Source organism: Pantoea sp. GW821-FHT03E06 (genome assembly GCF_059420725.1).
In genome coordinates, this window is sequence record NZ_JBWKUG010000001.1 from 3,343,681 (window position 1) to 3,357,730 (window position 14,050).

14 protein-coding genes and 1 other RNA gene are annotated in these 14,050 nt (G+C 54.5%); 5 read left to right on the forward strand and 10 right to left on the reverse strand.

Annotated features, from left to right (window positions below; translation table 11 throughout):
* Positions 1–88: 88 nt before the first annotated feature.
* From gcvH to AC07WB_RS15595, 6 genes are all read right to left on the reverse strand, one after another.
* A complete protein-coding gene (gcvH, locus tag AC07WB_RS15570; protein ID WP_097096151.1) occupies positions 89–475 on the reverse strand; it encodes a glycine cleavage system protein GcvH in 387 nt (128 codons plus the stop codon).
* 23 nt (positions 476–498) lie between these two features.
* Entirely contained in the window at positions 499–1,596 is a 1,098-nt protein-coding gene (gcvT, locus tag AC07WB_RS15575) for a glycine cleavage system aminomethyltransferase GcvT (RefSeq protein WP_494940791.1), read from the reverse strand.
* Between the two features lie 422 nt (positions 1,597–2,018).
* A complete protein-coding gene (gene ubiI / locus AC07WB_RS15580) occupies positions 2,019–3,221 on the reverse strand; it encodes an FAD-dependent 2-octaprenylphenol hydroxylase (RefSeq protein WP_400458429.1) in 1,203 nt (400 codons plus the stop codon).
* A 20-nt stretch (positions 3,222–3,241) separates the two neighbouring features.
* Positions 3,242–4,420 (reverse strand): 2-octaprenyl-6-methoxyphenyl hydroxylase, encoded by a 1,179-nt coding sequence (gene ubiH, locus AC07WB_RS15585; RefSeq protein WP_097096148.1) that lies wholly within the window; start codon positions 4,418–4,420, stop codon positions 3,242–3,244.
* Complete coding sequence (gene pepP / locus AC07WB_RS15590) at positions 4,417–5,739, reverse strand: Xaa-Pro aminopeptidase (protein WP_494940792.1); 1,323 nt, start codon at positions 5,737–5,739, stop codon at positions 4,417–4,419. The genes ubiH and pepP overlap by 4 nt, the downstream gene beginning before the upstream one ends.
* 50 nt (positions 5,740–5,789) lie before the next feature.
* Positions 5,790–6,371 carry a YecA/YgfB family protein gene (locus AC07WB_RS15595; protein WP_494940793.1) on the reverse strand — a complete coding sequence of 194 codons (582 nt, stop codon included), beginning with the start codon at positions 6,369–6,371 and terminating at the stop codon, positions 5,790–5,792.
* A gap of 170 nt (positions 6,372–6,541) precedes the next feature.
* Between AC07WB_RS15595 and zapA the strand changes: the two genes are divergently transcribed.
* The 3 genes from zapA (at position 6,542) to AC07WB_RS15610 (ending at position 7,771) form a co-directional block, all read left to right on the forward strand.
* A complete protein-coding gene (zapA, locus tag AC07WB_RS15600; RefSeq protein WP_007890288.1) occupies positions 6,542–6,871 on the forward strand; it encodes a cell division protein ZapA in 330 nt (109 codons plus the stop codon).
* 39 nt (positions 6,872–6,910) lie between these two features.
* Positions 6,911–7,094: non-coding RNA, 6S RNA (ssrS, locus tag AC07WB_RS15605), on the forward strand.
* Between the two features lie 80 nt (positions 7,095–7,174).
* The gene (locus AC07WB_RS15610) at positions 7,175–7,771 is read left to right on the forward strand and encodes a 5-formyltetrahydrofolate cyclo-ligase (RefSeq protein WP_097096145.1); all 597 of its coding nucleotides are present in this window, start codon (positions 7,175–7,177) and stop codon (positions 7,769–7,771) included.
* Between the two features lie 38 nt (positions 7,772–7,809).
* Here AC07WB_RS15610 and serA read toward each other — a convergent pair whose 3' ends face one another.
* Together serA and rpiA are read right to left on the reverse strand one after the other, a co-directional pair.
* Entirely contained in the window at positions 7,810–9,048 is a 1,239-nt protein-coding gene (gene serA, locus AC07WB_RS15615) for a phosphoglycerate dehydrogenase (RefSeq protein ID WP_345828398.1), read from the reverse strand.
* A gap of 279 nt (positions 9,049–9,327) precedes the next feature.
* Positions 9,328–9,987 carry a ribose-5-phosphate isomerase RpiA gene (gene rpiA / locus AC07WB_RS15620; RefSeq protein WP_097096143.1) on the reverse strand — a complete coding sequence of 220 codons (660 nt, stop codon included), beginning with the start codon at positions 9,985–9,987 and terminating at the stop codon, positions 9,328–9,330.
* A 180-nt stretch (positions 9,988–10,167) separates the two neighbouring features.
* Here rpiA and AC07WB_RS15625 point away from each other — a divergent pair, with 180 nt between their 5' ends.
* A complete protein-coding gene (locus AC07WB_RS15625; RefSeq protein ID WP_097096142.1) occupies positions 10,168–11,073 on the forward strand; it encodes a LysR family transcriptional regulator ArgP in 906 nt (301 codons plus the stop codon).
* Between the two features lie 38 nt (positions 11,074–11,111).
* Here AC07WB_RS15625 and AC07WB_RS15630 read toward each other — a convergent pair whose 3' ends face one another.
* Positions 11,112–11,840, reverse strand: a complete 729-nt coding sequence (locus AC07WB_RS15630) for an oxidative stress defense protein (protein WP_400458423.1) — start codon at positions 11,838–11,840, stop codon at positions 11,112–11,114.
* 216 nt (positions 11,841–12,056) lie between these two features.
* On the opposite strand from AC07WB_RS15630, the gene AC07WB_RS15635 reads away from it, so the two are divergent.
* Positions 12,057–13,364, forward strand: a complete 1,308-nt coding sequence (locus AC07WB_RS15635) for an MFS transporter (RefSeq protein WP_400458421.1) — start codon at positions 12,057–12,059, stop codon at positions 13,362–13,364.
* Here AC07WB_RS15635 and AC07WB_RS15640 read toward each other — a convergent pair.
* Positions 13,351–14,049 carry an IclR family transcriptional regulator gene (locus AC07WB_RS15640; protein WP_097096139.1) on the reverse strand — a complete coding sequence of 233 codons (699 nt, stop codon included), beginning with the start codon at positions 14,047–14,049 and terminating at the stop codon, positions 13,351–13,353. The two genes, AC07WB_RS15635 and AC07WB_RS15640, sit on opposite strands and share 14 nt — an antisense overlap.
* Position 14,050: the final 1 nt, after the last annotated feature.

Here is a 14,050-nt window from a genome sequence, read left to right on the forward strand (position 1 = left end):
CTGAATCGGGCTGGGTTACAAAAATGGCGTTAAGTCAGGCAGATAAAAAAAGAAGGCGCCGCTGTGCGTCACCTTCTGTCACTACCGGTTACTCGTCAATCGCGGCTTTGTAGGCATCGGCATCCAGCATGGAGTCGAGCTCTGATTCGTCGCTGGCTTTGATGCGGAACAGCCAACCCTCGGCGTACGGCGCGCTATTAACCAGTTCCGGCGAATCGCCTAGCTGATCATTCACCGCGACGATTTCACCACTTAAGGGTGCATAGATGTCAGAAGCGGCTTTCACCGACTCCGCGACCGCGCAGTCATCACCGGCCGCGAAGGAGACGCCGACGTCTGGAAGATCGACAAACACCATATCGCCCAGCAGTTCCTGTGCGTGTTCGGTGATACCTACCGTGAAGGTGCCGTCAGCTTCTTTACGGACCCATTCGTGGCTATCGCGGTATTTCAATTCACTTGGCACATTGCTCATTGGCCATTTCTCCTGAAAAAAAATTACTGGGCGACCGGCTTACCGGCGCGAACAAAAATCGGTTTAGTGACTTTTACTGGCATTTCACGATTGCGGATTTCCACAATCGCCTGCTCACCAATTCCCGCCGGCACACGTGCCAGCGCAATGCTGCAACCCAGCGTTGGCGAGAAGGAACCACTGGTGATAATACCCTGCTGCGGCTGGCCTTGTTCATCGGTGAAGCGCACAGTGAGACCGTTACGCAGCACCCCTTTTTCGGTCATCACTAAACCAACCAACTTTTCGGTGCCCTTTTCGCGCTGCGCTTGCAGGGCATCACGACCAATAAAATCACGATCGGCGGGCTCCCAGCTGATGGTCCAGCCCATGTTAGCAGCCAACGGCGAAACGCCTTCATCCATCTCCTGACCATACAGATTCATGCCCGCTTCCAGGCGCAGCGTGTCACGCGCGCCTAAACCCGCCGGTTTAACACCTGCGGCCAACAGCTGCTGCCAAAAAGCAGCGGCTTCAGTGGCAGGCATGGCAATCTCGTAGCCTGCTTCGCCGGTGTAACCGGTCGTTGCGATGAACAGGTTTTCCGCTTGTACGCCGAAGAACGGCTTCATGCCGGTCACGGCGTCTCGCTGAGCGGCGCTAAACAGCGTTTGCGCTTTCTGCTGCGCATTCGGACCTTGCACCGCAATCAGCGCCAGATCGTCACGCTCAGTCAATTCCACGCCAAACGGCTGCGCATGCTGTTTAATCCACGCTAAATCTTTCTCACGCGTGGCGGAGTTAACCACCAGACGGAAGAAATCTTCGCTCATAAAGTAAACAATCAAATCATCGATGACGCCAGCCGAGGCATTCAACATGCCGGTGTAAAGCGCTTTGCCGGGCTGAGTCAATTTGGCGACATCATTTGCCAATAGATAGCGCAGAAACTCGCGGGTACGTGCACCGCGCAGATCGACGATGGTCATGTGGGAAACATCAAACATGCCGGCATCGTTGCGCACCGCGTGATGCTCATCCATTTGCGAGCCGTAATGCAGCGGCATCATCCAATCGTGGAAGTCCACCATGCGGGCACCGCATGCCTGATGCTGTTCGAATAGAGGCGTTTGCTGAGTCATAACCATCCTGTGAAAACAAGTAAGTGTGACGCGCCTGCGTCGCCTTATCAGGCTGACGCAAACGTTCTCTTTGTGCTGAAGTTATCACCGAATGCGGCAATTAACCATAAGCAAAACGAGGGTGAAACCCTAGCACCTTTCAACACCTCATCGAACACAGAACAGCATAAATCACTGCATTATTGTGATTAGCCTCGCACAAAATACGACTAAATTACTTTCATGCAGCAAACTGAGTGAATCAGGACCACAAACTTAAGGATGAGCATGGCGGCAACACTGATGCAGCATGAGATAAACTAATGCGAATTAAGGGGTAAAATTAGAATAAATCAAACGAGGCGCGATCGCGGTGCAGCGGTGCATCTTTACGGTGCAATAGACAAAAACGGCGCCCAATTGGGCGCCGTCAGCAAGGTGAATTAGCGGATCCAGCTGGGCAAGTCGTTCAGCCCCATTGCCTGTTTAAGCATCATGGGTTTAACGCCCGGTAAAGTATCGGCCAGCTTCAGACCGACATCACGCAGCAGTTTTTTCGCCGGATGCGTGCCGGCAAACAGCTCGCGGAAACCTTGCATCCCCGCCAACATCATCGCGGCACTGTGCTTGCGGCTGCGCTCATAGCGGCGCAAATAGAGATGCTGCCCAATGTCTTTACCTTCCTGATGCAGTCGACGGATCTCACCAATCAATTCTGCGGCATCCATAAAGCCGAGATTCACACCCTGTCCGGCCAGCGGATGAATGGTATGTGCTGCATCACCCACCAATGCCAAGCGGTGCGCGGCGAAGTTACGTGCATAACGTGCCGTCAGTGGGAAGGTTCTGCGCTCACTCTCGACCTGACACAGGCCGAGGCGCATATCAAACGCCACCGACAGCTGTTGGTTAAACAGCGCTTGCGGCATGGATTGCAGGCGCGTAGCTTCCTGCGGCGAGAGCGACCACACAATTGAACACAGGTGCGGATCCTGCATCGGCAGGAACGCCAGAATGCCATCGCCATGAAACACCTGACGCGCGATGGCATCATGCGGCATGTCGGTGCGGATATTGGCCACTAATGCATGATGCTCATAATCCCAGAAGGTGAGCGGGATATCGGCTTTATCACGCAGCCAGGAATTTGCGCCGTCAGCGGCAACCAGCAAACGTGCGCTCATCATGCTGCCATCTTGCAACGTAATGAAGGCTTCGTTATCGCCAAAGGCCACCTGCTGCAACTGCGCGGGCGCAAACAGCGTGATATCGCTGCTGTTGCTGGCACGCTGCCACAAAGCGCTATGAATCACTTCGTTTTCGATAATATGGCCGAGATGCGATAGCCCCTGCTGTTCATCATCAAAGCTGATCGAGCCGAAGCTGTCCTGATCCCACACTTCCATACCGTGATAGGCGCTGGCACGCAGGGCCAGAATGCTTGACCACACGTCAAGCTTTTGCAGCAGACGTTCGCTGGCAGCATTGATGGCAGAAACGCGAATCGACGCGTTAGCCGCCGGATCAAATTGTGGCTCAGGTGCCTTTTCCAGCACGGCAACGCGTAAGCCGCTACCTTGTAATCCGCAGGCGACGGCCAACCCCACCATGCCGCCACCGGCGATTGCCACATCAAAAGTTTGCATTGCTGCCCCTTAGTTCGTGCTTAACGCTTCACCCAGCCGAGCGTGCGCGCGGCAAGTGGGTTTCGCAGCCAAGGCAGATGGTCCATTGCCACCAGCCCAAGATTTCGTCCTGCTACTAACGGCGCATAGCGGTTAGCAAACAGTCGGACTAAACCGTCGGTAACGCCAATTGTGGCGGCACGATCGGGCTGACGCCGCGCGGCAAAGTGCTGCAATACGGCAAAACTGCCGGGATCGTGCTGCTGACGCCACGCCCCTGCTAACGTCTCTGCCAGTGACATCACATCGCGCAGGCCAAGATTGAAACCTTGTCCGGCGATCGGGTGCAGCGTCTGCGCCGCATTGCCCACCAGCGCCAGCCGATGCGTTACCTGACGTTCGGCGGTTTGCAGCGCCAGGGGATAATGTTCGCGTTGCCCAGCGTGGGTGAAACGCCCCAATCGCCAGCCAAACGCACGCTGGAGCGCTTGCAGGAAAGTCGCCTCGTCCCATTGCTTAATGGTTGCTTGCGCAGCAATCGGGTGACACCACACCAGCGACATACGGTTGCCGGACATCGGCAGCAACGCCAGCGGGCCATGTTCGGTAAAACGTTCGAAGGCGCGGCCCTGGTGCGGCAATTGCGTTGCAACATTGGCGATAACGGCCAACTGTTGATAATCATCGCGCTGCCAGGTGATGCCGCAGGAGGCGCCCAAAGGTGAACGCGAGCCATCGGCGGCCACTAATAATGCGCCATCCAGCTGTTCGCCGCTGCTGAGCGTAACCTGTACGCTATCCGGGGTGCGTGTCACAGAAGTGACGTGATCCGGGCAGCGTAGCGTAACGCCGGGAGCCGTTTTCAGACGCTGAAAAAGGCGCTGCCCAACATCAAAAAGCTCTACCACCTGACCGAGCGCAGGCAGTTGATGATCGTCCGCTTTGAGCGAGACGAAGCCGGTATGACCGCGATCGGAGACGTGGATATCGGTGATAGCAGTGGCGCAATCCGCCAGTGAACGCCATAGGTCGATATCGGCTAATTGCTGGCAAGTGCCAGCCGCCAATGCAATGGCACGGCCATCGAAGCCCGGATGCGCACGGCTATCGGGTTGGCTACGCTCAATCAAGGTGACCGGTAGCTGGCCTTGCGTCAGGTGAGAAATCGCCAGCGCCAGAGTCGCACCAGTCATGCCGCCGCCGGCAATTAAAATACTCATGCGTGGCGTGCCGCCGCCATCAGCGCTTCGATCGCGTCAGCATCTTTCACCACGCTGTCGGTAAGATTTTCGTTGCCGTCCGCGGTGATGACGATGTCATCTTCGATGCGAATACCAATGCCACGATATTGCGGCGGCACTTTGGCATCTGGCGCGATATACAAGCCAGGCTCAACGGTCAGCACCATGCCCGGCTCAAGAATGCGGTCGCGGCTTGGCGTGCCGTAATGGCCGACGTCGTGCACATCCAGCCCCAGCCAGTGGCTCAAACCGTGCATAAAGAACGGGCGGTGCGCCTGCTCTTCAAACAGCGTATCGATATTGCCATCCAGAATGCCGAGATCGACCAGGCCGGTAATCATGATGCGCACCACTTCGTCATTAACGTCATGGATGCTGATACCCGGACGGAACATCGACAACGCTTTGTACAGCGAAGCGAGCACGATGTCGTAGATGGCGCGCTGCGGCTCACTAAACGTGCCGTTGACCGGGAAGGTGCGGGTGATATCACCCGCGTAGCCATGGAATTCGCAGCCAGCATCAATCAGCACTAAATCGCCGTCGCGCATTTCCGATTCGTTTTCGGTGTAGTGCAGAATGCAGCCGTTTTCGCCAGAACCAACGATAGTGTTGTAAGAGGGAAAACGCGCGCCGTGGCGATTGAATTCATGATGAATTTCACCTTCCAGCTGATATTCAAACATACCAGGACGACAGGCCTGCATGGCTCGCGTGTGCGCCAGTGCGCTGATTTTGCCCGCACGGCGCAGAATCTCAATCTCTTGCGCACTTTTGAACAGGCGCATCTCATGCACCCACGGACGCCAGTCGGTGATCGTGTCCGGCGCACTGAGGTTTTGACGGAAGCCGCGACGCAATTTATCCAGCGCGCTAAACACCAGCTGATCCGCCTCAGCGTATTCGCCCTGCGCGTGGTACACCACATCCAAACCATTCAGCAATCGATGCAGCTGCTCGCCGATGTCATCCCACGGCAAGGCGCGATCGACACCCAATTTAGCCGGTGCGGCGTCCTGACCAAGACGGCGACCAAACCAGATTTCGGCGGTCAGATCGCGCACACGATTGAACAACACGCTGTGGTTATGCGTGTCATCGCTTTTGATTAATACCAGCAGCGCCTGCGGTTCGTTAAAGCCCGTGAAATACCAAAAATCACTGTTTTGACGAAAGTTATATTCGGTATCGTTGCTGCGCGTCACTTCAGGTGCAGCAAAAATCAATGCGGCACTGCCTGGCGCCATGCGGGCAATCAGCGCCTGACGACGCTGTTGAAACGTATCCAGAGTAATCATGTTTGCACTCCCTGTTGAAAACGGGCCACAACGTACCCGCATTGACGCGCTTAGTGTAACGTCGGTTTCTGCACTTCGGGTGCCGTTGGCTGATGCTGACGTGTGAAGGTGTCGTGGCACAGCAGAGCGGCTACGCGCACGTACTCAATCACCTCTTCCAGCGACTGCTCCAGCTCTTCCTGATCTTCGTCTTCGTCATAACCAAGTTGCGCGATGGTGCGCAGATCGTCGATGGCTTCACCGGTTTCGCCGGTGACTTTATCCAGCTTAGGCTGTGTAACCCCTAAACCGAGCAGGAAATGGTTTACCCAACCGGCCAGCGCATCCGCGCGATCGAATACCGTGATGTCATCATCTTCCGGCAACATCAACTGGAACATGAAGCCTTCGTCTTCCAGCGTATTCGCCAGGCTTTCATGCAGCGCCTGCAACGGCTGAGACAGGCTTTGTGAAAACGCCATGCCTTCGTTGGTAAGATCGTGAACCATGGTTTTCCAGCTGGTATCCTGATTGCCGCCGCACAGAATCCCAGAGAGAAGTCCGTGCATTTCGGCTGGCGTCATACCCACGCCCTGCTGAGAAAGGGCCGCGGCCAGCGCGTTGTAACTAGGCGATGCGTTCGGTAAAGACATAAGCTTTGGTCGTCGTTGACAGAATAAGTTCGTGTTATGCTACCACCAGGTGCCTCTGGGTTTCCAGAAAAGGGGTTGTAAGTTATAACTCGGGTATATATAGTTTCGCTCCTCCCAACCCATTGACCGGTAAGGGAGATGCGATCGAAGTAATCAGTCAGGATGGTGGCATGTCTGCACAACCAGTAGATATTCAAATTTTTGGTCGTTCATTGAGAGTGAATTGTCCGCCTGAACAGCAAGATGCGCTGAATCTGGCCGCAGAGGATCTCAATCAACGGTTGCAAGATTTAAAAGTTCGCACTAGAGTCACCAATACAGAGCAACTGGTGTTCATCGCCGCGTTAAACATCTGCCACGAGTTGGCACAAGAGAAAGGTAAGACGCGCGACTATGCAGCAAACATGGAACAACGTATCCGCATGCTGCAACAGACCATTGAACAAGCGTTAGTTGAGCAAGGTCGCATAACCGATCGCCAGGGCCCTAATTTTGAATAAAGCTTCATGGTCCTCATGCTAGAGTGACGGTGAAGTACATTTTCTCTGAGATGTTTGCAAGCGGGCCAGTCCCCTGAGCCGATATTTCATACCAACAGAATGTGACGCTCCACAATTTGTGCGCATGCTCGGTCCGTCCGAGAAGCCTAATAGTTGTGACGGCATGTTCACCTTGAACCAAGGGTTCAAGGGTTACAGCCTGCGGCGGCATCTCGGAGATCTCCCTTCAGTAGTAAATCTGTTTCCCCGGTTCGCATGATATAATCGCTTTTAAAAAGCGATTATTCCGGGGATGTAGATACCATGCCAGCGCCCTCACTTCTCGACCGTCACGATATTCGTCAACATGTGCGCCATTTGCGCCGCAACCTCACATCTGAGCAGCAGGAACAGGCCGCCGATCAGCTGGCTGAACACGCCATTAATATTGCGCCGATCGCCAATGCCCAACGCATCGCGCTGTTTTTATCGGTTGATGGTGAAATCAATACCCGACCGCTGATCGCCAAACTGTGGCAGCAAAAAAAGCAGGTTTATCTGCCGGTGCTGCACCCTTTCTCGCCAGGCAATCTGCTGTTTATTCGCTACACGCCTGAAACCACCCTTACGCCTAATAAACTGCGCATTCCGGAACCGCCGTTAGATATCACGCAACTGGCCACGCTGGACCAATTAGATGTAATGCTGGTGCCGCTGGTGGCGTTTGACCACCAGGGACAACGTTTGGGGATGGGCGGTGGATTCTACGATCGCACGCTGCAAAACTGGCAGCAGCATGGTTTTCTTCCGGTGGGCATTGCGCATGATTGCCAGCGCGTGGATGCACTCCCCGTCGCGGCATGGGATGTCCCGCTGCCAGCAATATTGACGCCATCTAAACTGTGGCAATGGGAAGCGTAAGCAGAAAAAACAAAGGGCGCCAGCGGCGCCCTGTTCGATCAGTACAACAGACGAGCGCGAATGGTGCCTGGAATGGCCTTCATCGCCTGTAGCGCTTTATCCGCCACATCTTCTGACGCATCAATATCAATGACCACGTAGCCCATTATCGGCGTGGTTTGCAGATACTGCGCAGCAATGTTGATGCCCTGCTCAGCAAAAATCTGGTTGATAGCCGTCAATACACCCGGACGGTTTTCATGGATGTGCAGCAGACGGCTGGCGCTGGCTGCGTGCATCGGCAATGACACTTCCGGGAAGTTAACTGCAGACAAAGTAGATCCATTGTCAGAGTACTTTGCCAGCTTGCCAGACACTTCTAAGCCGATATTTTCCTGCGCTTCCTGGGTTGAACCACCAATGTGCGGCGTCAAAATCACATTGTCGAACTCGCACAGCGGAGAGTTGAAAGGATCGCTGTTGGTAGCAGGTTCAACCGGGAAGACATCAATAGCGGCACCGGCCAGATGCTTGTTTGCCAGCGCATTACACAACGCGGGAATATCAATCACGGTTCCGCGCGCGGCGTTGATCAGCAGCGAGCCGGGCTTCATTAGCGCTAGCTCTTCAGCACCCATCATATTTTGCGTTGATGGCGTTTCTGGCACGTGCAGGCTGACCACATCGCTCATGTTGAGCAAGTCAGAGAGATGGCGAACCTGCGTAGCGTTACCCAGCGGCAGTTTGCTTTCGATATCGTAGAAGAACACGTGCATACCCAGGCTCTCGGCCAGCACACCCAGCTGCATGCCGATATGGCCATAGCCGATGATACCCAGTTTTTTGCCACGCGCTTCGTAGGAACCGTTAGCGACTTTATTCCAGATACCACGGTGTGCTTTGGCGTTCGCCTCCGGAATACCGCGCAGCATCAGCAGCATTTCGCCAATCACCAGCTCAGCAACCGAACGGGTATTCGAGAACGGTGCGTTGAACACCGGTACGCCGCGTTTCGCCGCAGCGCCAAGATCAACCTGATTAGTACCGATACAGAAGCAGCCGACAGCCACCAGCTTTTCAGCGGCAGCAAAGATCTCTTCAGTCAGTTGGGTGCGGGAACGGATACCAATGAAGTGCGCATCGCGGATGGAGGATTTCAGCGACTCCGCATCCAGCGCCCCTTTGTGAAACTCGATGTTGGTATAGCCTGCTGCACGCAGGTTTTCCAGCGCACTCTGGTGAACGCCTTCCACCAGCAGGAACTTAATCTTGTCTTTTTCCAGTGATACCTTTGCCATTTCCCGACCCTATTCAGAATTCAACGAGGACTACCATAAGGTAGCCTTCTGTCAAAATATCAAATATTTCGTGCGCAGCAATACAAACGATTGCCTGGCGACCAGCACGCGCCCATGCGTAGACAGCACAAAGCCGTACAAAATCATGGCATCTCTATAGGACAGAGTACGAACCTGCTGCTGATGAACCTTTTGTGACATAAGTCACCAAATTTCAGCCTGGCGAGAAAAGATGTTTTGCGCATGGAAATAACCGGCGCACTGCCTGCGCCGGACAGATCATTTTACGATGGTTTTCACGCCTTCAGCGCTGCCAATCAGCGCAACATCGGCACCGCGCGCGGCAAACAGGCCAACCGTCACCACGCCTGGCAGCGCGTTAATGGTTTTTTCCAGCTCGATGGGATTAAGAATACGCAGATTATGTACGTCGAGAATAATGTTGCCGTTATCGGTGATAACGTTCTGACGATACTCGGGCAAGCCGCCCAGCTTCACCAGTTCACGTGCCACAAAGGAACGCGCCATGGGAATGACCTCAACCGGCAGCGGGAAGTGGCCCAGTACATCAACTTCTTTCGACGCATCCGCAATACAGATAAATTTCTTCGCCACTGCGGCGACGATTTTCTCGCGGGTTAGCGCGGCGCCACCGCCTTTGATCATCTGCATCTGCGGGTTGATTTCATCAGCACCATCTACGTAAACCGACAGCTCATCAATCTCGTTAAGATCGAAGACATGGATGCCTAAGGCTTTCAGTTTCTCGGTTGAGGCTTCCGAGCTGGAAACCGCGCCTTCAATCTGATTCTTGATGGTGCCGAGCGCATCAATGAAATGCGCTGCGGTTGAACCTGTACCAACACCGACAATCGTGCCCGGCTCTACGTATTTTAGCGCTGCCCAACCTACCGCTTTTTTCAGTTCATCCTGGGTCATGGTATGTTTAAAACCTGTGCGACATCGAAGTGTGCGTAGTATAAAACAAGGCGTCGTAAAAAAGCGCGACTGTTAAACCGCCGATTTACGTCTTTGGAAGCCAGCCCGCAAAAAAGCGCCGCAGCACAATTTGACAGTTTTATGGCATAGTAATGTCCACCTGAACGAGAGAGAACAACAATGAAACGCCCGGATTATCGAACGCTTCAGGCGCTGGATGCTGTGATTCGTGAGCGCGGCTTTGAGCGCGCGGCACAAAAACTTTGTATTACGCAATCTGCGGTTTCTCAGCGTATTAAACAGCTGGAGAATTTATTCGGTCAGCCGCTGCTGGTGCGTACCGTACCGCCGCGTCCCACCGAGCAGGGACAAAAATTGCTGGCGTTATTGCATCAGGTTGAGCTACTGGAAGAGGAGTGGCTAGGTGACGATAACGGCGGAACAACGCCACTGCTGCTGTCGCTGGCGGTCAACGCCGACAGTCTGGCAACCTGGCTGCTGCCGGCGCTAAAAGATGTGCTGGCCGATTCGCCTGTGCGTCTGAATTTGCAGGTGGAAGATGAAACCCGCACCCAGGAACGTCTGCGTCGCGGTGAAGTGGTTGGTGCAGTGAGTATTCAGCCGCAACCGCTACCAAGCTGTTTGGTGGATCAACTGGGCGCATTGGATTATCTGTTCTGCGCATCGCCAGAATTTGCCGCACGCTATTTCCCAAACGGCGTTACGCGCTCGGCGTTACTGAAAGCGCCGGCGGTGGCATTCGACCATCTGGATGATATGCATCAGGCATTTTTACAGCAGAACTTTGACCTGTCGCCGGGCAGCGTGCCCTGCCACATCGTTAACTCATCAGAAGCCTTTGTGCAGTTAGCCCGCCAGGGTTCCGTGTGCTGTATGATTCCGCATCTGCAAATTGAGCGCGAGCTGGCGCAAGGTGAGCTGGTGGATTTAACGCCGGGCTTGTACCAGCGTCGGATGCTGTATTGGCACCGTTTTGCTCCGGAAAGTCGCTTGATGCGCAGCGTAACAGATGCGCTGATCGCGCATGGCCATCGCGTGCTGCGTCAGGATGTTTCGCCGGTGTAATGTTCAGGTCGCCATAAATGGCGACCTGATATCAAGCGTTACGGCGTATTCGGTTTGATTTCGAATACTACATCCACCTGATCGTCGAAGTGAATGCTTTGCTGCTCGTAAGTTTGCTGCGCGGTGGTGTCTGCGGGTGCGGCGGCGGCTTTATACATGCGCGCCATCGGCATTGGCTGGTAGTTAGCAACGTGATAACGGATGCTGTACACCGAACCCAATTTTGCGTTGAAACCTTCTGCCAGCGCATTTGCCTGCTGCGTCGCATTGGCGATTGCCACTTTACGCGCCTGCTCTTTATAGCTGTCCGGATTCGCCACGCCCAACTCCACTGAACGGATCTCATTCAGGCCCGATTTCAGCGCACCATCCAGCAGTTCGTTCAGCTTATCTAGCTTACGCAACGTCACCTGGACCTGACGCTCAGCACGATAACCTTTCAGTACTGACTTACCCTCTTTGGTGTAGTCGTACTCCGGCTGCGTACTCAGGTTTGCCGCATCGATATCTTTTTTCTCAATACCATTCTTTTGCAGGAAATCGAAGTATTGCGCCACGCGGTCATCAGCTTGTTTTTTTGCTTCCGCCGCGTCTTTCGAGGAAACATTAACCACAATAGCGAGCGTCGCAATATCGGGTTTGGCATCAACACTTGCTTGCCCAGAAGTCACCACATGCGGTCCATTTGGCAATTCACCCGCCTGGACTAAACCGGACATTGCGCCAGTGCTCATTACGGCGGCTAGCGCCAGTGCTTTCAGTTTCACGAAAGTCCTCCTTGAGGGATTCAATTTGCAGGTCGCCACTATGGCTAAACCCAAAACACATTACCATGCGTGATGGTCTGAGTTTTGAATTGACAAAAAGTTCGGGCAATCTGCTGTTTTAACGTCGCCGCGATCGCAAAGTTTGGTGAACAGATTCGCCAAAACCCCACTAAAACGTTTCTATTAAAGAAACACTCGGCATTCGGGAGTTGCATAATGACTGAACAACCGCTGAGCCAAACCGCTACCAGCATGCGAGCAGGACGCACCCGCTTTCTGATGCTGGGTTTGGTGTTTATTAATATCATTATCAACTACATGGACCGCACCAATCTATCGGTTGCCGCCACTGAGATGGCGGGTGAATTACGCTTCACGCCGATGGAGATGGGGTTAATCTTTTCCGCCTTCGGCTGGATCTATGCCGCCTTGCAGATTCCCGGAGGATTTCTCATCGATCGTCTCGGAGCTCGCCTGGTCTACGGGGTTGGCTTATTTGTCTGGTCGCTCATTACCCTACTGCATGCTTTTGCCAGCACGTTCGCCGCGCTGTTTGGCCTGCGCTTGGGTGTCGGCGCGTTTGAAGCACCGGTGATGCCCGCCAATAATCGGGTGATTTCCAGCTGGTTTCCGGAGCACGAGCGCGCCAGCGCCATTGGTATCTACTCATCCGCACAGTTTGTCGGGCTGGCCTGTATGACACCGCTGCTGTTCCACGTGCAGGATGCGTTTGGCTGGCGCGGCCTGTTTCTCATCACCGGGTTGGCGGGCATGGTTTGGGCGCTGCTGTGGTATTGGCTTTACCGCGAGCCACATCAACATAAACGGGTCTCCGCAGCAGAACTGAACTACTTGCGCCATAACGGCGCGCTACTGCAGAGCGAGCAAGGCCATCACCCCACCAAAGCACGCTGGCGTGATTTAGCGCAGATGTTCCGCAGCCGCAAATTGGTCGGCATCTATATTGGACAATTCACCATCTCCGCCACCTTCTGGTTCTTTCTCACTTGGTTTCCCACCTATCTGGTGGAGTATCGCCACATGGGGTTCATCAAAAGTGGCTATGTGGCATCGGTGCCCTACTTCGCCGCTTTCTGCGGTGTGCTGCTGGCCGGATTTGCCTCAGATCGCATGATGCGACGGGGGGTATCCACCAGCGTGGCACGCAAGTTACCGGTGATCCTCGGGCTGTTCCTGACGCTTTTCATCCTCGGTGCCAATTACACCGACGATTCGACGCTGATCATTGTGTTTATGTCGCTGGCATTCTTCGGCAACGGTTTGGCAACCATCACCTGGGTTTTTGTCACCGCACTGGCTCCGCGCCATTTGATTGGCCTGGCGGGCGGCGTGTTTAACTTTACGGGTGCGCTCTCTTCCATCGTGGTGCCAATTGCCATTGGCGCCTTGATTGATGGCGACAACTTCGCACCAGCTTTGGCGTTTATCGCCGTGCTGGCCGCTATTGGTATCGGTAGCTATCTATTTATTGTGGGGAAAATTGACCATGTTAGTGCGGGCTAATCAAAACCTGCGCCAGAGTTTGCAGCTGTTGCAGACGCTCCGCGAGATGCGCCTCATCAGGTTGCCAGATTTTAGCAAAGGCCAGCGCCGCGCGATTGTTATCGATTGGCTGCGCCATGCTGATTTCACCGTCATCACGATGCCAAATCAGATGGTCTTCACCACGCTTGCGCGCCAGCAGCGGAGCAATTTGTTGCCACTGCGCATCGCTAAAGCGCGGTTGCAGCGCCTCATCACTTTCAGCCGCCAGCAGCGACACGCCAATTACCGATTGCCAGGCAGGCAGCATACGAAAGCCAGCCAGCGCCTGACTGGCGCTGGTACGTTCGCCGGGCTCAGAGTGCCAGATATAGATCACCTGATCTTCCCACAGTACGCCCAGGGCAACCACGATATCACGCGGCGCGTGAAGTTCCAGCTGTGGCAAAGCCTGCGCAAACAGCGAAGAGCCGCGAATCGCCTGCGCCGCCAGCGCGTGAATGCCAGGACCAGGCAGATAACGCCGATGTTCATCCTGCGTCGTCAGACCTATTGCTGCCATGGTCATCAGCAGCCGATTAACCCGCGTGCTATTCATCCCCATCTGACGTGCCAATTCACGACAACCTACGGCTTTGTCGCTGGAAACCAGATATTGCAGGCAGCGAATACCATCAATCAGGCTTTGGTTGGGTTGAGAAGACATA